The organism is Streptomyces sp. NPDC102259, assembly GCF_044766465.1.
Lineage (GTDB): Bacteria > Actinomycetota > Actinomycetes > Streptomycetales > Streptomycetaceae > Streptomyces.
In genome coordinates, this window is sequence record NZ_JBIWMA010000002.1 from 799,554 (window position 1) to 817,102 (window position 17,549).

Annotated in this window: 15 protein-coding genes and 1 pseudogene; 12 read left to right on the plus strand and 4 right to left on the minus strand. The window is 73.7% G+C overall.

What is annotated here, in order from left to right; translation table 11 throughout:
- Positions 1 to 102: 102 nt before the first annotated feature.
- Entirely contained in the window at positions 103 to 1,023 is a 921-nt protein-coding gene (locus ACIRPU_RS08115; RefSeq protein WP_403863205.1) for a LysR family transcriptional regulator, read from the plus strand.
- Positions 1,024 to 1,100: 77 nt separating this feature from the next.
- Here ACIRPU_RS08115 and ACIRPU_RS08120 read toward each other — a convergent pair whose 3' ends face one another.
- Positions 1,101 to 2,474 (minus strand): cryptochrome/photolyase family protein, encoded by a 1,374-nt coding sequence (locus ACIRPU_RS08120; RefSeq protein WP_403863208.1) that lies wholly within the window; start codon positions 2,472 to 2,474, stop codon positions 1,101 to 1,103.
- Between the two features lie 103 nt (positions 2,475 to 2,577).
- Positions 2,578 to 4,095 carry an SDR family oxidoreductase gene (locus tag ACIRPU_RS08125; RefSeq protein WP_403863211.1) on the minus strand — a complete coding sequence of 506 codons (1,518 nt, stop codon included), beginning with the start codon at positions 4,093 to 4,095 and terminating at the stop codon, positions 2,578 to 2,580.
- A gap of 124 nt (positions 4,096 to 4,219) precedes the next feature.
- Between ACIRPU_RS08125 and ACIRPU_RS08130 the strand changes: the two genes are divergently transcribed.
- The 3 genes from ACIRPU_RS08130 to ACIRPU_RS08140 all read left to right on the plus strand — a co-directional run bounded on the left by ACIRPU_RS08130 (position 4,220) and on the right by ACIRPU_RS08140 (position 7,289).
- Positions 4,220 to 4,726 carry a MarR family winged helix-turn-helix transcriptional regulator gene (locus ACIRPU_RS08130; protein WP_384120422.1) on the plus strand — a complete coding sequence of 169 codons (507 nt, stop codon included), beginning with the start codon at positions 4,220 to 4,222 and terminating at the stop codon, positions 4,724 to 4,726.
- A 204-nt stretch (positions 4,727 to 4,930) separates the two neighbouring features.
- Positions 4,931 to 7,048: an MMPL family transporter gene (locus ACIRPU_RS08135; RefSeq protein WP_403863215.1), complete on the plus strand. Its 2,118-nt coding sequence runs from the start codon at positions 4,931 to 4,933 to the stop codon at positions 7,046 to 7,048.
- Positions 7,049 to 7,121: 73 nt separating this feature from the next.
- Positions 7,122 to 7,289, plus strand: coding sequence for a hypothetical protein (locus ACIRPU_RS08140; protein ID WP_176741484.1), 168 nt, complete (start codon positions 7,122 to 7,124; stop codon positions 7,287 to 7,289).
- A 60-nt stretch (positions 7,290 to 7,349) separates the two neighbouring features.
- Here ACIRPU_RS08140 and ACIRPU_RS08145 read toward each other — a convergent pair whose 3' ends face one another.
- Positions 7,350 to 8,267 carry a LysR family transcriptional regulator gene (locus tag ACIRPU_RS08145; RefSeq protein WP_403863218.1) on the minus strand — a complete coding sequence of 306 codons (918 nt, stop codon included), beginning with the start codon at positions 8,265 to 8,267 and terminating at the stop codon, positions 7,350 to 7,352.
- Between the two features lie 143 nt (positions 8,268 to 8,410).
- Between ACIRPU_RS08145 and ACIRPU_RS08150 the strand changes: the two genes are divergently transcribed.
- From ACIRPU_RS08150 to ACIRPU_RS08165, 4 genes are all read left to right on the plus strand, one after another.
- The gene (locus ACIRPU_RS08150; RefSeq protein ID WP_350786652.1) at positions 8,411 to 8,488 is read left to right on the plus strand and encodes a putative leader peptide; all 78 of its coding nucleotides are present in this window, start codon (positions 8,411 to 8,413) and stop codon (positions 8,486 to 8,488) included.
- A gap of 385 nt (positions 8,489 to 8,873) precedes the next feature.
- Positions 8,874 to 9,428, plus strand: a complete 555-nt coding sequence (ssuE, locus tag ACIRPU_RS08155) for an NADPH-dependent FMN reductase (protein ID WP_403863221.1) — start codon at positions 8,874 to 8,876, stop codon at positions 9,426 to 9,428.
- A 7-nt stretch (positions 9,429 to 9,435) separates the two neighbouring features.
- Positions 9,436 to 10,620, plus strand: coding sequence for an SfnB family sulfur acquisition oxidoreductase (locus ACIRPU_RS08160; protein WP_403863224.1), 1,185 nt, complete (start codon positions 9,436 to 9,438; stop codon positions 10,618 to 10,620).
- Positions 10,621 to 10,772: 152 nt separating this feature from the next.
- Positions 10,773 to 11,915, plus strand: coding sequence for an LLM class flavin-dependent oxidoreductase (locus ACIRPU_RS08165; RefSeq protein WP_403863227.1), 1,143 nt, complete (start codon positions 10,773 to 10,775; stop codon positions 11,913 to 11,915).
- A gap of 71 nt (positions 11,916 to 11,986) precedes the next feature.
- Here ACIRPU_RS08165 and ACIRPU_RS08170 read toward each other — a convergent pair whose 3' ends face one another.
- Positions 11,987 to 13,015 carry an acyl-CoA dehydrogenase family protein gene (locus ACIRPU_RS08170; protein WP_403863230.1) on the minus strand — a complete coding sequence of 343 codons (1,029 nt, stop codon included), beginning with the start codon at positions 13,013 to 13,015 and terminating at the stop codon, positions 11,987 to 11,989.
- Positions 13,016 to 13,112: 97 nt separating this feature from the next.
- On the opposite strand from ACIRPU_RS08170, the gene ACIRPU_RS08175 reads away from it, so the two are divergent.
- The 4 genes and pseudogenes from ACIRPU_RS08175 (at position 13,113) to ACIRPU_RS08190 (ending at position 17,535) form a co-directional block, all read left to right on the plus strand.
- The gene (locus tag ACIRPU_RS08175; protein WP_384120441.1) at positions 13,113 to 13,463 is read left to right on the plus strand and encodes a YciI family protein; all 351 of its coding nucleotides are present in this window, start codon (positions 13,113 to 13,115) and stop codon (positions 13,461 to 13,463) included.
- Positions 13,463 to 14,709, plus strand: a pseudogene (locus ACIRPU_RS08180) (RNA polymerase sigma factor). The gene ACIRPU_RS08175 and the pseudogene ACIRPU_RS08180 overlap by 1 nt, the downstream one beginning before the upstream one ends.
- A gap of 192 nt (positions 14,710 to 14,901) precedes the next feature.
- On the plus strand, positions 14,902 to 16,227 hold the full coding sequence (locus ACIRPU_RS08185) for an aldehyde dehydrogenase family protein (RefSeq protein WP_403863234.1): 1,326 nt from the start codon (positions 14,902 to 14,904) through the stop codon (positions 16,225 to 16,227).
- A 381-nt stretch (positions 16,228 to 16,608) separates the two neighbouring features.
- A complete protein-coding gene (locus tag ACIRPU_RS08190; protein WP_403863237.1) occupies positions 16,609 to 17,535 on the plus strand; it encodes an aldo/keto reductase in 927 nt (308 codons plus the stop codon).
- Positions 17,536 to 17,549: the final 14 nt, after the last annotated feature.

Consider the following 17,549-nt stretch of genomic DNA (forward strand, 5'->3'; position numbering starts at 1 on the left):
GGGGTGCCTTGTCGAACCTAGGCGGTCGAGGCATAGGGAGCCAATGAGGATTCCCATACCCGACATAGGGCTTCCTATGGGTGGGGGAGGAATACTGGCCCGGTGGAACACACCGACGGCCGCACCCCCGAGCATCTGGACCTGAACCTGCTGCGCACGTTCCTCGCCGTGTACCGCTCGGGTTCGTTCACCGGCGCCGCCCAGTTGCTGGGGCTGTCCCAGCCGACCGTGACGACGCAGATGCGCGCACTGGAGCGGCAGGCCGGGCGCGAGCTCTTCGAGCGGCGCCCGCGGGGCGTCTCGCCGACCGCCGTCGCCGACGAGCTCGCGGCCCGCGTCTCCGCGCCGCTCGACGAGCTGGCCACCGTGGCCGGTCCGCAGCCGGCGGCCGGGCGGGCCGGCCCGGTGCACCTCGCCGGGCCGGCCGAACTGCTGTGCACCCGCGCGCTCCCGGCGCTGGCGCCGCTGGTGGCCGGGGGAGTCCGGCTGCGTGTCGCCACCGGCCTGACCGATCCGCTGCTCGAGGAGCTGCGGGCGGGACGGCACGACCTGGTCATCGCCACCACCCGGCCGCGTGGCCGTACCCTGACTGCGGTCCCGCTGACGGACGAGGAGTTCGTGCTGGTCGCCGCCCCGGCGTGGGCCGAGCGGCTGCGCGGGCCGCTGGCCGCCGACGGACCGGCGGCACTGCACTCCGTCCCGCTGGTCACCTACGCCGAGGACCTCCCCATCGCGCGCCGCTACTGGCGGCACGTCTTCGGACGGCGCCTGTCGGGTTCCGCCGCGGTGACCGTCCCCGACCTACGCGGCGTGCTGGCCGCGGTCGTCGCGGGGGCGGGGATCACCGTGCTGCCCCGCTACCTCTGCCTCGGCGAGCTGGCCCGCGGCGCCCTCGTCCCGCTGCACGAACCGGTGGACCCGCCGATCAACACGGCGTTCCTCGTCCAGCGCCCCGGCGCGGTGGAGAACCGGGACGTCACCCGGGTCCGCGACCTCCTGCTGAGCGCGGCCCCCACCTGGTGAGACCCCACCTGGTGAGACCCCACCTGGTGAGACCCCACCTGGTGAGACCCCACCTGGTGAGGCACTGTGACGGACGCTCAGGTGCGTTCCCTGGCCCGTCTGAAGCGGGCGAGACCCTCGGAGAGCTCGACGATCGGATCCGGGTAGTCGAGCGCCGCCCGGTCCGGGCCCGGCAGCTTCCACGGCTCGTGCACCGCGGTCGCCGGCACGCCCTCGAGCTCCGGCAGCCAGCGCCGTACGTACGCTCCGTCGGGGTCGTACCGCTTCGCCTGGGTGACGGGGTTGAGGACCCGGTTGGGCCGTGAGTCGGTGCCGGTGCCCGCCATCCACTGCCAGTTGAGCTGGTTGTTGGCCACGTCCCCGTCGACCAGCAGGTCCAGGAAGTGCCGGGCGCCGACGCGCCAGTCGACGTACAGCGTCTTGGTGAGGAAGCTCGCGGTGAGCAGCCGGCCCCGGTTGTGCATCCACCCCTCGTGGCGCAGCTGCCGCATCGCCGCGTCCACCACCGGATAGCCGGTGCGGCCGTCCCGCCAGGCCTCGACGTCCTCGCCCGCCGTCCGCTCCGAACGCCAGCGGTCGTGCTTGGTGCGGTAGTCGGCGCTCGCCGCGGCGGGCCGGGCCGCCAGCACCTGACGGTGGAAGGCGCGCCAGGCCAGCTGCCGCACGAACGCCTCGGCTCCCGGCCCGCCCGCGCGGCGCGCGCGGTGCACGAGCTCCACCGGGGACAGGGTGCCGAAGTGCAGATGCGGCGAGAGCCGGGAGGTCGCGTCGCCCGCCAGGTCGTCGTGCCGGTCCTCGTAGGCGTTGATGCTCGACCGCAGCCAGGCGGCGGCCCGCTCGCGTCCCGCCTCCTCGCCCCCCTCGGCCAGCCCCGGCGACAGTCCCGGCAGTCCCTTCCGGGTGGGCGGCTCCTCCGAGCCGACGCCGACCGGCACCCGCACGGTCCGCGGCGCGTCGAGCGGCTCGCGCAGCCGCCACTGCGACCAGTGCCGGAAGTACGGGGTGAAGACGGCGAAGTGGTCCGAGGAGGCCGGGGTCACCGCACCGGGACCGACGGCGGTCGTCACCGCGTCGTGCACATGCAGCCGCACGCCCTCCGCCTCCAGGGCGCGCCGCAGCCGTTCCTCGCGGCGCCGCGCGTGCGCGCTCCCGTCGGCGGCCAGATGGACCTCGTCCGCGTCCGCCTCGGCGGCCACCCGGCACACCTGCTCGACCAGGTCGCCCGAGCGCACGACGAGCCGGCCGCCCCGCTCGCGCAGTCCCGCGTCGAGATCGCGCAGACAGTCGGCGAGGAACGCCAGCCGGTTCGGCGCGGCGAACCCGGCGGCGTCCACGGCCCGGTCGCGCACGAACAACGGGACCACCTGCCGCGCCCCGTCGAGGGCCGCGCGCAGCGGCGGATGGTCGTGCAGACGCAGGTCCGCGGTGAACAGGACGACCGAGACGTTCATGGCAGGGCTCCGGGGCAGGGGTTCGGACGATCAACTGCTTCCGGGAAGCGGCGCCCGGCGGATGCAGGGGGGGAGCGGCGGGCGGGTCTCCTGGCACGGCCGGTCAGCGGACCGGCTCCCGCGCCCGCGCCGTCGCGTCCGCCACCGCCGCCTGGGCGATGTTGCGGGCCATGCCGCCGAACACGAGGGCGTGGAAGGGGGAGACGCTCCACCAGTAGGCGTGGCCGAGCAGCCCGTGCGGATGGAACAGCGCGCGCTGACGGAAGCGGGTGCGTCCGCCGGCGTCCGTCTCCGCGTGCATCTCCAGCCAGGCCAGGCCCGGCAGCCGCATCTCGGCGCGCAGTCGGAGCAGGTGTCCGGGCTCGATCTCCTCGACCCGCCAGAAGTCCAGCGAGTCGCCCACCCGCAACCGGGCGGCGTCCCGGCGGCCGCGGCGCAGCCCCACTCCGCCGACCAGCCGGTCGAGCCGGCCGCGGACGGCCCACGCGAGCGGGAAGGAGTACCAGCCGTTGTCGCCGCCGATGCTCTCGATCACCCGCCACAGGGACTCCCGAGGGGCGTCGACGGCCAGTTCGCGGACGTCGGTGTAGAGGCTGCCGCCGGCCCAGCCGGGGTCGGTGGGCAGCGGGTCGCTGGGGGCGCCCGGGACGGACGCGGAGGACCACCGGGTGGCGACCCGCGCGTCCCGCACCTTGCGCAGCGCGAGCCGGACCGCCTCGTCGAAGCCGAGCGGATGGCCGGGCGGGTCCGGTACGTACCGGGCGATGTCGCGCTCGCGGCAGACCACCTCGTGCCGCAGCGACTCGGTGAGCGGCCGCGCGATCGAGGCCGGCACGGGGGTCACCAGCCCGACCCAGTGGCTGGACAGGCCGGGGGTGAGGATCGGCACCGACAGGATGAGCCGACGGGGCAGTTCGGCGACGGCGGCGTAGCGGATCATCATCTCGCGGTACGTCAGGACGTCCGGCCCGCCGATGTCGAAGGCCCGGCTGACGTCGTCCGGCATTTCGGCGGAGCCGACGAGGGCGCGCAGCACGTCGCGGACGGCCACGGGCTGGATCCGGGTGTGCACCCAGCTCGGAGTGACCATCACCGGGAGCCGCTCGGTCAGGTAGCGCAGCATCTCGAAGGAGGCCGAGCCCGAGCCGATCACCACCGCGGCCCGCAGCACGGTGGTGGGGACGCCCGAGTCCAGCAGGATCCGCCCCACCTCGGCGCGTGAGCGCAGATGCGGCGAGAGGTCCCGCTCGGGCACCCCGGCCGGCGTGAGGCCGCCGAGGTAGACGATCCGACGCACGCCCGCCGCCCGCGCCTGTTCGCCGAAGATCCGTGCCGCCCGCCGGTCGGTCTCCTCGAAGTCCTCACCGGTGCCCAGCGCGTGCACCAGGTAGTACGCGACGTCGACGCCCCGCAGGGCGGCCGCGACCGACGTGGCGTCCGTGACGTCCCCGCGCACCCGCTCGACGTCCCCGGCCCACGGGTGGTCGCGCAGCCGGTCGGGGGAGCGGGCCAGACAGCGCACCCGGTGGCCCGCCGCCAGCAGCTCCGGGACGAGCCGGCCGCCGATGTATCCCGTGGCGCCGGTCACCAGGCACAGTGTGCCGCGGCCGTCTGAGGTCATGGGTCCTCGTTCCTTCGCGTCGGTGGCCCTCTCGCAGATCGCTTCCACGCGCGGGAGGGTCACGGATGCGTCCGGGGCTTGTGCGCACGAACGAGTGATCGCGGACGGCGACTACGCTGGCCCCGTGGCCACAGCGAACGACCGTGAGGGGCGGGTGCCGGGACAGCCGTCCGAGGCGTCCGGGACGCCGACCGACCTGCAGGCCTTCGCCGTTCGGCTGCGGCGGATGAACGGCGAGATCAACCGGCTGACGCACGGGTTCGCGGGCGACCAGGGGTTGCACGCGACGGACGTCCAGGCGCTCGCCGCGATCCTGGACGCGGACGAGCCGATGACCCCGAAGCGGCTGCGCGAGCATCTCGGGCTCACCTCCGGCGCCGTCACCGCGTGCGTGGACCGGCTGGAGCGCGCGGGGCACATCCGCCGGGTCCGGGAGAGCGCCGACCGCAGGGTGGTCCACCTCTACTACGAGGCCGACGCCCGGTCGGTGGCCCGCACCTACTTCCGGCCGCTGGCCGAGGCGACCCGGGCCGCGCGCTCGCGGTTCACCGAGGAGGAGCTGTCGGTGGTGCTGCGCTTCCTCACGGCGATGGGTGAGGAACTCTCCGGGATCACCGCTCCCGGGCGCTGAGAAAGTCGCGGTCCGCCGCATCCGGGGACCGGCCGGGGGCGGAAGGACAGGCAGCGTCTACGATCACTCGGCGGCAACTTACTCAATCATTGAGATTGTTTGTTGTTGAGATACCCGTGTCGTCGAGCTGCCCCTGCCGCTGCCCGAGCCCTTTCAGAATCCCCTGCTGAGCCCCCCCGCTGAGCCCATTGGAGCTGGAGAAAAGTGCCCACCACCCCCCGACGCGCCCGCTGGCTCGTCCCGGTCCTCCTCGTCGCCGTATGGCTCGGCGTCGGCGGCGTCCTCGGCCCGTACGCCGGACGGCTGGGCGAGGTCGCCACCAACGACCAGGCCGCCTTCCTGCCGCGCAGCGCCGAGTCGACAGAGGTCGTCGCCGCGCAACGCGCCTTCCGGCAGAACGAGACGCTCCCGGCGATCGTCGTCTGGACCGAGGGGGCCCGGGCCGGAGCCGGCGGGACCGGGATCGAGGGCCGGCTGGACGCCGCCGGCCGGGCCCTCGCCTCCCTCGCAGACGACCGGAGCGTGTCCGGTGACGTGTCGCCCGCGCTGCTCTCCGAGGACGGGGAGGCCATAGAGGGCGTGGTGCCCCTGCGCCCCGACCTCGGGGACGACCTCGCCCCCACCCTCGACCGGATCCGCGCCGCCGCCGAACGCGTCCCCGGCGCGACGGTCCAGCTGGCCGGACCGGCCGCGACCCAGGCCGACCTGTCCGACGCCTTCGCCGGCATCGACGGACTGCTGCTCGGCGTCGCGCTGGCCACCGTGCTCGTCATCCTGCTGCTCGTGTACCGCAGCGTGCTGCTCCCGCTGGTCATCATCCTCGGCGCGGTCTTCGCCCTCGGCCTCGCCTGCGCGGTCGTGTACGCGCTCGCCGACCACGACGTGGTCCGCGTCGACGGACAGGTCCAGGGCATCCTCTCCATCCTCGTGATCGGCGCCGCCACCGACTACGCCCTGCTGCTCACCGCCCGCTACCGGGAGGAACTCGCCGCGCGCGCCGACCGGTTCGCCGCCATCACGGCCGCGCTGCGCAAGTCCTGGGGCGCCGTCGTGGCCAGCGCCGCGACCGTCGCCCTGGGGCTGCTCGCCCTGCTGCTCAGCGACCTCACCAACAACCGCGCGCTCGGACCGGTCGGCGCCATCGGCATCGGCTGTGCCGTGCTCAGCACGCTGACCTTCCTGCCCGCCGTCCTGGTCCTCCTCGGCAAGGCGGCCTACTGGCCCGCCCGCACGACGGCGGCGGCGAGCGCGGGACAAGGCGTCTGGCGGCGCGTCGCCGCCCTCGTCGACCGGGCGCCGCGCAGGGTGTGGGCGGTGACCCTCGCCGTCCTGCTGGCCGGGGCCGCCTTCGCCCCCACGCTCGCCTCGAAGGGCGTGCCCCTCGACGAGACCTTCGTGAACGACGCCCCCTCCGTCGCCGCGCAGGAGACCCTCGGCCGGCACTTCCCCGGAGGCTCCGGCAACCCCACCGTGGTCGTCGCGGACGCCGGCCGGCTGGACGAGGTCCTCGCCGCGGCCCGCGACACCGAGGGCGTCGCCTCGGCGGCCGGCGCCACCGCGTCCGGCCGGCCCGGCGGCGAACCCCTGGTCGTCGACGGGCGGGTCCGGGTCGACGTCACCCTCGCCTCCGCCGCGGACGGCGACGCGGCCCTGCGGACCGTGTCACGCCTGCGCACCTCCCTGCACGCCGTGCCCGGCGCGGAGGCCCTCGTCGGCGGCTACACGGCCCAGCGGTACGACACCCTGCGCACCGCCGAACGCGACCGCACCCTCATCGTCCCCGTCGTCCTCGCCATCATCTTCCTCATCCTGGCGGCGCTGCTGCGCTCGCTGCTGATGCCCGCCCTGCTGGTGGCCACGGTGGCGTTGAACTTCCTCGCCACCCTGGGCGTTTCGAGCCTCGTGTTCCGGCATGCGTTCGGCTTCGGCGGCACCGATCCGTCCGTGCCGCTGTACGGCTTCGTGTTCCTGGTGGCGCTGGGCGTCGACTACAACATCTTCCTCATGTCCCGGGTGCGCGAGGAGTCCCTGCGGCACGGCGTCCGGGAGGGCGTCCTGCGGGGACTGGTCACCACCGGCGGCGTCATCACCTCGGCCGGCGTGGTGCTCGCCGCCACGTTCGCCGCGCTCGGCGTGATCCCGCTGGCCTTCCTCGCCCAGATCGCCTTCATCGTCGCCTTCGGCGTCCTGCTCGACACGCTCGTCGTGCGCTCGCTGCTGGTGCCCGCGCTGGTGCGGGACATCGGCGCCCCCGCCTGGTGGCCGGGACGGCTTGGCCACGGCCGCGCCGAGGCGGCTGACGGGCCGTCGGCACGGACCTGAACATGATCGCGCCGATCCAGGGCAACAGAACCCCGGAGAGGTTGTCCGTTTCGCACGGGAGGTGTCTGCCGCTATGAGCGCGAAGGTGTTGGAGCGATTCCCCGCAGGGTCCCCGCGAGGATCGTGGCCGGCGGAGGAGTACGCGGCGCGGCGGCGGGCCGAGGGGGAGCCCGCGACCGTGGTCATGGACCTGAAGTCGGATGCCTTCCTCGTCGTGGTCCCACTCGGCGACGAGGACTGATCCCCCCGCGGGCAGGCGCGACCCAGGCGCGGCGCGGCGGCCACCCCGGTGGCCCCGTCGCTACGGCGCCTCGGGCGTCGCGCTCAGCGTCCGTGCCGTCCGTACGAAGACCTCGTGCAGGTCCCGCGCGGCCTGGGGCACGGATTCCGCCCGCCGCCGCTGCAGCATCAGCAGCACCCGTGTCGTGTCGCCGCTGATCGGCCGGTGGGTGAGCGCCCCGCACCGCTCCAGCGGATCGCCGATCACACTGAAGTCGGGCAGGACCGTCGCGCCCAGCCCCTCGGCCACCATCAGCTTGCCCATCTCCGCCCCGTCGGTGGAGTACGCGAAGGACAGGCCGCGCCCGTCGAGCAGCCGATGGACGTAGCGATGCATGACATAGCCCGACCGCATCCCGATCAGCGGCACGTCGAGCAGGTCGTCGACCGAGACCGACGCGGCGGAGGCCAGCGGGCTGTCCGGCCGCAGGCACACCACCGGCCGGCCGCGCAGCAGCTCGGTCGACTCGAACTCGGCGGGCACGTCGTCGCCCTCCAGATGGTTGACCAGACCCAGGTCGAACCCGCCCTCCAGCAGGATCCGGTGGATGTCGGTCTGCTGGGCGCCCACCACCTCCACCTGGGTGACGGGATGCGCGGCGCGGAACTCCCGGACCACCGGGATGAGCAGCGGCACGGTCGCCGCGTTCACCGTGCCGACCCGCACCATCCGGCTGATCCGGTGCTGCTCGCCCGCCGCCGAGCGCAGCCGGTCCACCGCGTCCAGCACCCCGATGATGTGCGGCAGGAGTTCCCGGCCCGACGCGCTCATGGTGGCGCCGGACCGCTTGCGCTCCAGGAGATCCACCCCGAGTTCCCGCTCCAGGTTCCGCACGGTCTCGCTCAACGCGGGCTGGGAAAGCCGTAGTTCCTCCGCGGCGCGACGCAGCGAACCGAGCCGGGTGACCGCCGCGATGTATTCCAGCTGTTCCGTACGCACGACGGAAGAATGCGTGCTCGTCGGGCGCCCGTTCAAGGGTTTCCCTGTCACACCTTCGTGAAATTCAATGGTCCGCGATACGAGACCGGTCGGGTTTGCCTTGACTGCCGTCGCGGGCGGCTGCCACGATCGTGGACATGAAGATGCGACTGGACCTCACGCGGCGACGCCATGTCGACCTCGCGCGCGTCTCCAGCGCCTCCTGTTGCGCCGCGGCCTGATCATCTCCTCGCGATCCGCCGCGCTTTTTCTTTTCCTCGCCTGAATTCACCGCGCCCGCCCATCTCTTGACGTCGCACCCCGTCGGCGCCGGTGCGTCCCGTGAATTCTGCGGGCCCGAGAAATTCCGCACCGGGAGTTCCGCATGCCTGCCGCGCCCGTGAAATTCGCCTACGGGTTTCCCCTGCCGGCGGGGGACTCGTCACCGGCAGGACACGCGTGTCCGACCGTCCCCACACGCTCCACGACCCCGCCGCCCGCGGGCGCCGCGAGGTCGGCCGCCGGGTCCTCCAGGGCGAACTGCCGCAACCACCTGGTACTCCTGACCGCTCCCACCGGAGCGTCCCGCCCAGCCGGGGCGCCCCGGGCACCTTCGAAAGAGGACCCATGGCCACCGTCCTGTCCGTCTCCGGCAGCCCTTCCACCTCCTCCCGCACCGGCCGTCTGCTGCGCCACCTCGACCAGCGGCTCGCCGCCCAGGGACACGAGGTGATCCCGCTCGACGTCCGTACGATCCCGGCCGAGGCCCTGCTCGGCGCGGACTTCCGCCACCCGGCGATCGTCGAGGCCACCGAGCTCTTCGCCCGCGCCGACGGTGTCGTGGTGGGCACCCCGGTCTACAAGGCGTCCTACTCCGGTGTCCTCAAGGCCCTCCTCGACCTGCTCCCGCAGTACGCGCTCACCGGCAAGACGGTCCTGCCGCTGGCCACCGGCGGCTCCACCGCCCACGTCCTCGCCATCGACTACGCCCTGCGTCCCGTGCTCAACTCCATGGGCGCGGCCCATATCGTGCAGGGCTGGTTCACCCTCGACAAGGACATCACCGCCCACGAGGACGGCTCCATCACGGTCGCCCCGACCGCCACCGAGGCGCTCACCCACGTCCTCGACCAGTTCTCGGTCGCGCTCGGGCGGACGCCGTACCTGGCCGCGGCGAGCTGAGCGCACGATGTCGGCCCATGTCATCTCCGACGACGCCGAGGCCCTGACCGTCGCCGCCTCGCTGGCCGAGGAGTTCCGCACGGGCGCCTCCGCGCGCGACACCGAACGGCGTCTGCCCCGTGCCGAGTTGGACCGGCTGTCCGGGTCCGGGCTGCTCGCCGTCACCGTCCCCGCCGACCATGGCGGGGCGGATGTGAGCGCCGGGACGCTCGCGGAGATCTTCCGGCTGCTCGGCAGCGCCGACGGCAGCCTCGCCCAGATCCCGCAGAGCCACTTCGCCTACGTCAATGTGATCCGCCGTCAGGGCACGCCGGAGCAACGGAAGTTCTTCTTCGCCGAGCTGCTCGCCGGCCGGCGCTTCGGCAACGCCCAGTCGGAGGCCGGCGGCAAGCACGTCCAGGACATCCGCACCCGTCTGGAGCCTCGGCCGGACGGCTCGTACGTCCTGACCGGCGTCAAGCACTACTCCACCGGCGCCCTCTTCGCCGACTGGATCCCGGTGCTGGCCCGCGCCGAGGACGACAGGCTGCACGTCGCCTATGTGCCGTCCGACGCGCCCGGCCTCACCGTGATCGACGACTGGGACGGTCTCGGGCAGCGGACGACGGCCAGCGGCACCGTCCGCCTCGACGGTGTGCCGGTGCCGGGCGACCGCGCCCTGCCGCACCACCTCACCTTCGAGGGGCCGCAGCTCCACGGCGCGATCGCCCAGTTGCTGCACTCCGCGATCGACGCGGGGATCGCCGCGGGCGCGCTCGCCGAGGCGGCGGAGTTCGTGCGGACCAAGAGCCGGCCGTGGTTCGAGAGCGGCGTCGAGACGGCCGCCGAGGATCCGCTGCTGATCCAGCGGTTCGGTGAACTCGCCCTGGAGGTAAGGGCGTCGGAGGCACTGCTGCGCGAGGCCGCCCGTTCGGTCGACGCGGCGCGCGCCGACCTCACCGACGACACGGCCGCCGAGGCGTCCCTCGCGGTGGCCGCCGCGAAGGTGCAGGCGGCACGGGCGGCGGTGGAGGTCTCCAGCGCCCTGTTCGAGGTGTCCGGGACCCGGTCCGCCCTCCACTCGCTCAATCTGCACCGGCACTGGCGCGACGCCCGCACCCACACCCTGCACGATCCGACCCGCTGGAAGATCCAGCACCTCGGACGGTTCGTGCTGAACGGCACCCGGCCGCCGCGCCACGGCCTGCTCTAGCGCGCGACGAACCGCCTCGGACGGGCGGCCCGGCGCACCGGCAGTCCGGCAATCCGGCGCACCGGCAGTCCGGCAATCCGGCGGACCGACAGCCCGGCGGGCACACTGACGCACAGGCACACAAGACGGACATTCCTGATCGGAGACCCCACGTGTCCCTCACCTTCCACTGGTTCCTCCCCACCAACGGCGACAGCCGCCATGTCGTCGGCGGCGGCCACGGCACCCCCGCCACCGCCTCCGGAAGGGACCGGCCGCCGACGGTCGCCTACCTGAGCCAGATCGCCCGCGCCGCGGAGGACCTCGGCTTCGTGGGCGTGCTCACCCCCACCGGGGCCTGGTGCGAGGACGCCTGGCTGACCACGGCGATGGTCAGCCAGCACACCGAGCGGCTCAAGTTCCTGGTCGCGTTCCGGCCCGGCTTCGTCTCGCCGACGCTCGCCGCGCAGATGGCGTCCACGTTCCAGCGGCAGACCGGCGGACGGCTCCTGCTCAACGTCGTCACCGGCGGCGAGAGCCACGAGCAGCGGGCCTACGGCGACTTCCTGGACAAGGACGACCGCTATCGCCGGACCGGTGAATTCCTCCAGATCGTCAAGGAGTTGTGGGAGGGGAAGACCGTCGACCTGGCGGGCGAGCATCTCCGGGTCGAGGACGCGAAGCTGGCCCGCGTGCCGGATCCGGTGCCCGAGGTGTACTTCGGCGGGTCCTCGCCGATCGCCGGCGAGATCGCCGCGAGGTACGTCGACGTGTACCTCACCTGGGGCGAGCCGCCGGCCCAGGTCGCGGAGAAGATCGCCTGGATCCGAGGGCTCGCGGCGAAGCAGGGACGCACTCTCCGGTTCGGCATCCGGCTTCATGTCATCACCCGGGACACCTCGCGGGAAGCCTGGGCGGAGGCGGACCGGCTGCTGGCCGGGTTCGACGCGGAGACCGTGCGGTCCGTCCAGGCCGGGCTGGCGCGCAGTGAGTCCGAGGGACAGCAGCGGATGCTCGCGCTGCACGGCGGCGGCAGCCGGGACGGACTGGAGATTCATCCCCACCTGTGGGCCGGGATCGGACTGGTCCGTGGCGGCGCGGGCACCGCGCTGGTGGGCAGTCACGCGGAGGTCGCCGCGCTGATCAAGGAGTACGCGGCGCTGGGGATCGAGGAGTTCGTGCTGTCCGGGTACCCGCACCTGGAAGAGGCGTACTGGTTCGGGGAGGGCGTGCTGCCCCTGCTGGCCGGGGAGGGGCTGTGGGAACACCCGGCCGGGAAGCAGACGGCGTCGGTGCAGGTGCCGTTCGCCGGCTGACGGGGGCGTCCGGGGCCCCGGCGCACGGGTGTCGTGGGTGGCTGCCCGCGCGGTTCCCCGCACCCCGGGGGCTACTCGGCCAGTGACCTCAGGTGGTCGGCGCGTGACTCCCGCGTCTGGGCCTGGACCATGAGGAACAGGGCTTCCCTGGCCAGCCGTTGGGCCTTGTTCGTCAGCAGCATGGAGCGGCCGCCGCCGGTCACCACCGCTGCCGTGGTCGCCGCCCCCAGCACCTCGGAGGCCTGTGTCCGCAGGGCCAGACGGTCCGCCAGGTGCTCCTGCGGCGCAGCGCCGTCGGCCAGGGCGTAGGCCCGGGTGCGGACCTCCGTGAGACGGGCGCGCAGTGGTTCCGCCGTGTCCTCGTCCAGCAGGGTCAGGGCCGCCTCCGTGAGACCGAAGACGGCGGGGTTGGCGTTCACCGTCCTGAGGCGGTCCGCCGCCGACCAGCGCTCGTGCGGGGTGCGCAGCGCGACCGCCTCCTCCGGCAGCCACAGGCCGTCCAGTTCCAGGGAGACCGTGCGGGCCGCGGAGAGGGCGGCGAGGCGCATCGGGGCCGAGGCCCGTAGACCCGGCTGCTCCCGCGCCTCGGTGAAGGCGAACAGGACCTCGCCGCTGTCGGTGACCCCGGCGAGGAGCAGCAGATCGTTCAGGCCCCACCCCGTGTACCAGGGGACGGTCCCGTCGAAGCGCCAGCCGGCCCGCTCCCGGGTGACCCGGACGGGGGCGCGCGGATACGCCCGCAGATGCGCGTACGCGACCCCCGACAGCAGCTCGCCGGTCGCCAGCGGGCCCAGCAGGCGCTCGCGCACCGGGCCCTCGCCCCTGGCCAGCGTCAGTACCGGGGTGTGGTGCTGCGCCTGCACGAACCAGGTCGAGCAGCACGCCCCGGCCAGGATCTCCGCCGTCTCGCGCACCACCGCGCCGGGTGCCGCGGCCCCGCCGTACTCCTTCGGCGCGTTCAGTCCGAGCAGGCCCGAGCGCCGGATCCGCGCGAGGTGGCTCGCGGGAACCTCTTCCTGGTCCACCTGTTCGGCGTGCGGGGCGAGGAGGTCGTCCGCGAGGCTGCGGGCGCAAGCGACGAGGGGGTGCGGTGCGGTCATGGGCGGGATTCTTCCGGTTGCGTGGCGCGGGGTGTCGATCCGGGGGACCGCCGTTCGTGTAGGAGGTGACAGAACGGCACGAGACCGGGAGGACGTCATGAAGTTCTACCTGCTCAGCGTGATCACGCCCAGCGAGGGCGAGCCGCCGTCGGCCGAGGGGATGGCGGAGATCGGCCGCAACCTCGAGACGTTCCACCAGGAGCTGCGCGAGGCCGACGCCTGGGTGTTCGCCGGGGGCCTGCACGGACCGGAGACCGCCACCGTGCTGCGGCCGGGCGGCGGCGACGTCCTCGTCACCGACGGGCCGTACGCCGAGGGCAAGGAGTACCTCGGCGGGATCTGCCTGATCAAGGCGCCGGACCTCGACGCCGCCCTGCACTGGGGCCGGCGGGCGACCTGGGCCACCACCCTTCCCATCGAGGTGCGGCCCTTCATGGGCGAGGCCTGATGCCCCTCGACGTCGAGGCCGTGTTCCGCGCGGAGTACGGCCGGGCCGTCGCCGTCCTGGTCCGCCTCCTCGGCGACATAGACCTCGCCGAGGAGGCGGTCCAGGACGCCTTCACCACGGCCGTCGGACGCTGGCCGCAGACCGGTGTGCCGCCGAGCCCGGCCGGCTGGATCATCACCACCGCCCGCAACCGGGCGGTCGACCGGCTGCGGCGCGAGTACACCCGGGGCGCGCGGCACGCCGAGGCCTCCCTGCTGTACGCCACCGAGCCGCCCGTGGAGGAGGGCCCCGTGCGCGACGACCGGCTCCGTCTGATCTTCACCTGCTGCCACCCCGCGCTGGCGCCCCAGGCGCAGGTCGCCCTGACCCTGCGCCTCCTCGGCGGACTCACCACCGCCCGGCTCGCCCGCGCCTTCCTCGTCCCCGAGCCGACCATGGCCATGGGGGTACCTCCCATGCCCGTTCAGGGCTATGGGGGAGGCTGGTGCGCGCCAAGGCGAAGATCCGGGACGCGGGCATCCCGTACCGCGTGCCACGCGACGCCGACCTGCCCGACCGGCTGAACGGCGTGCTCGCCGTCGTCTACCTGATCTTCAACGAAGGGTACGGGGGCGACCCGGGCCTGTGTGCCGAGGCCCTGCGTCTGGGCCGGCTCCTCACCGAGCTGATGCCGGACGAGCCCGAGGTCACCGGGCTGCTGGCACTGATGCTGCTCGTCCAGTCCCGCCGGACCGCGCGGGAGGACGCCGACGGCACGCTCGTTCCGCTGCCCGAGCAGGACCGCGGTCGATGGGACCGGGACCTGGTCACCGAGGGGCAGTCGCTCGTCCGCAGCTGTCTGCGCCGCAACCGGCCCGGGCCGTACCAGATCCAGGCCGCGATCCAGGCCGTCCACAGCGACGCGCCGACCGCCGCCGACACCGACTGGCGGCAGATCCTGCGCCTGTACGACCAGTTGATGGAGCTCGCGCCGGGGCCGGTCGTGGCGCTGAACAGGGCCGTCGCCCTGGCGGAGACGCAGGGCCCGGGCCGCGCCCTCGACCTCGTCGACGCGCTGGACCTCGACGGCTACCACGTCTGGCACGCCGTCCGCGCCGACCTGCTGCGTCGCCTCGGCCGGGTCACGGAGGCCGCGGAGGCCTACGAGGCGGCCTGCGCGCTGAGCGAGAGCCCGGCGGAACGGGCCTTCCTCGACCGGCGCAGACGCGCGCTCGCCGGAGGCGCCGGCGAGGGGCCGATGAAGTAGTCCGGCGTCCCGGGAATGTATTTTGGTGCCTGAAAGGTTGGCATATACATCGAGCTCATCGCTCGCACCGACACCGACACCGAGCCGCACGCTCGCACCGACACCGAGCCGGCGGCTCGCACCCCCAGGACGAGCAGACCGCTCGCACCGAGACCCCAGGGCCGCAAGGCCCGCGCACCCCAGCGAGGCACCGTGACCACCGTCGCCACTCCCGAGCAGCCCGCCGACGTCGTAGCCAGGCTGCGCGCCACGTTCCGCACCGGCCGTACCAAGCCCGTCGCCTGGCGCACGGAGCAGCTGAGCCGTCTGCGCCGGCTGCTCACGGAGCGGGGCGCCGACCTGGCCGACGCCCTCCGCGCCGACCTGGGCAAGAGCTCCACCGAGGCGTACCGCACCGAGATCGACTTCACGGTCCGCGAGATCGACCACACCCTCGATCACCTGGACGCGTGGCTGCGCCCCGAGTCCGCCCCGGTCCCGGCCCACCTCGGCGCCGACGCCACCGCGTGGACGCAGGTCGACCCGCTCGGCGTCGTCCTCGTCATCGCGCCCTGGAACTACCCCGCCCAGCTGCTGCTCGCCCCCCTGGTCGGCGCCCTCGCCGCCGGCAACGCGGTGGTCGTCAAGCCCAGCGAGCTCGCGCCCGCCACGTCCGCCGCGCTGGCCCTCCTGCTGCCGGCGTATCTCGACACCGACGCGGTCGCCGTCGTCGAGGGCGGGATCCCGGAGACCACGGCCCTGCTGGCCGAGCGCTTCGACCACATCTTCTACACCGGCAACGGCGCCGTCGGACGCGTCGTCCTGCGCGCCGCCGCCGAGCACCTCACCCCCGTCACCCTCGAACTCGGTGGTAAGTCGCCGGCGTTCGTCGACCGCGACGCCGATCTCTCCGTCGTCGCCGACCGGTTGGCCCGCGGCAAGTTCCTCAACGCAGGCCAGACCTGTGTCGCCCCCGACTACGTCCTCACCGACCCGGAGACGGCCGCCGCCCTCGAACCCCTGCTGACGCGCGCGGTCGAGACGCTCTACGGCGCCGACCCGCAGACCTCGGCCGAGTACGGCCGCATCATCAACGAACGCCACTTCGACCGGCTCGCCGCCCTGCTCGACTCCGGCCGGATCGTGGTCGGCGGCGGCAACGACCGTACGGACAAGTACCTCGCGCCCACCGTCCTCGCCGACGTCGACCCCGGCTCGCCCGTCATGCGGGAGGAGATCTTCGGCCCGATCCTGCCGATCGTCACCGTCGACGGCCTGGACGAGGCGATCGCCTTCATCAACGACCGCGACAAGCCCCTCGCCCTGTACGTCTTCACCGAGTCCGGCGACACCCGGAGCCGCATCGCCGCCGAAACGTCCTCCGGCGGCCTCGGCTACGGCCTGCCGCTGGCCCATCTCACCGTCTCCGACCTGCCGTTCGGCGGGGTGGGCGAGAGCGGCATGGGCAACTACCACGGCCGCTACTCCATCGAGACGTTCAGCCACCGCAAGGCGGTGCTGGAGAAGCCGCTGCACTGAGCGGCGAGGCGCGGCGCGGGTGGCGGGCGGCGGGCGTGAGCGTGCGAAAACGGACGTGAGTGGGTGGCCCCCAGCGCCGCCGCGGCGGCCGGCAGGCCCCCTCGGGTGCACCCCGCGGCCCGGACCTCAGAGCGCTCTGCGAGGCGCTGCTGACCCGTCCCGGGGCGCTGAAGGGCCTCGGCGACTTCCTCGACAGCTCCCTGCCCGAGCCCTCCGGCGCACGGATCCGACCGTGCACACCGTGTCCTCGGCCCCCCGCACGGCCCGGCCCTGGAGCCGCGACGTCCAGGAGGCGCTGCGCAAGTGCGAGGAGACCGTGGCCTGTTGAGGCTCGTACCGCCGGCTCGGACCAGTGCCCGGGGTGCGTGCGAGACTGCCCGGATGACCTCCGGAACGATCACCGCGGATGCCGCGGGCACCTGGGACATCGGCGGCCTGACGGTCGGCCGCATCGGCTTCGGCGCGATGCGGCTGACCGGCAGCGCGGCCTTCCACCTCGGCACGCCGAGCGACCGCGGCCGGTCCATCGCCGTCCTGCGCCGAGCGATCGAGCTCGGCGTCAACCACATCGACACCGCCGCCTTCTACTTCTCCGCCCTGCGCTCCGCCAACGAGCTCATCAACAGCGCGCTCTCCCCGTACCCGGACGACCTGCTCATCGCCACCAAGGTCGGCCCCTTCCGCGACTGCTCGGGGGAGTGGGGCACTTCGGCCCGCCCCGAGGACCTGCGCGGCCACGTCGAGGAGAACCTGCGCCAGCTCGGCCGTGACCACCTCGACCTGGTGTATCTGCGCCGGATGCGCCAGGAATCGATCGCCGAGCACTTCGGCGCCCTCGCCGAACTGCGCGAAGCCGGACTGATCCGCCACCTCGGCATCTCCGACGTCGGCCCCCGCCATCTCGCCGAGGCGCAGGCCATCGCCCCCGTCGTCAGCGTGCAGAACCGTTACGGCCTCGGCCACCAGGCCCCCGAGAGCGAGGAACTCCTGCGCGTCTGCGGCGAACAGGGCGTCGCCTTCGTGCCGTTCTACGCCATCGCCGGCGACGCCGGACCCCGGGGCGCGACCACCGCCCATGACGAGGCGGTGCTCGCCGTCGCCCGCGCCCACGGCACGTCCCCCGCCGCTGTCCGCCTCGCCTGGACCCTTGCTCGGGGGCCGCACGTACTGGCCATCCCGGGCACCGGAGACCCCGGCCACCTCACGGAGAACGTGGCGGCGGGCGCGCTGCGCCTCACGCCCGAGGAACTGAACCACCTGAACGCCGCTCACCCCGGCACCGGCACCGGCGGGACACCGGCGAACTGATCGGCACGGGTCCG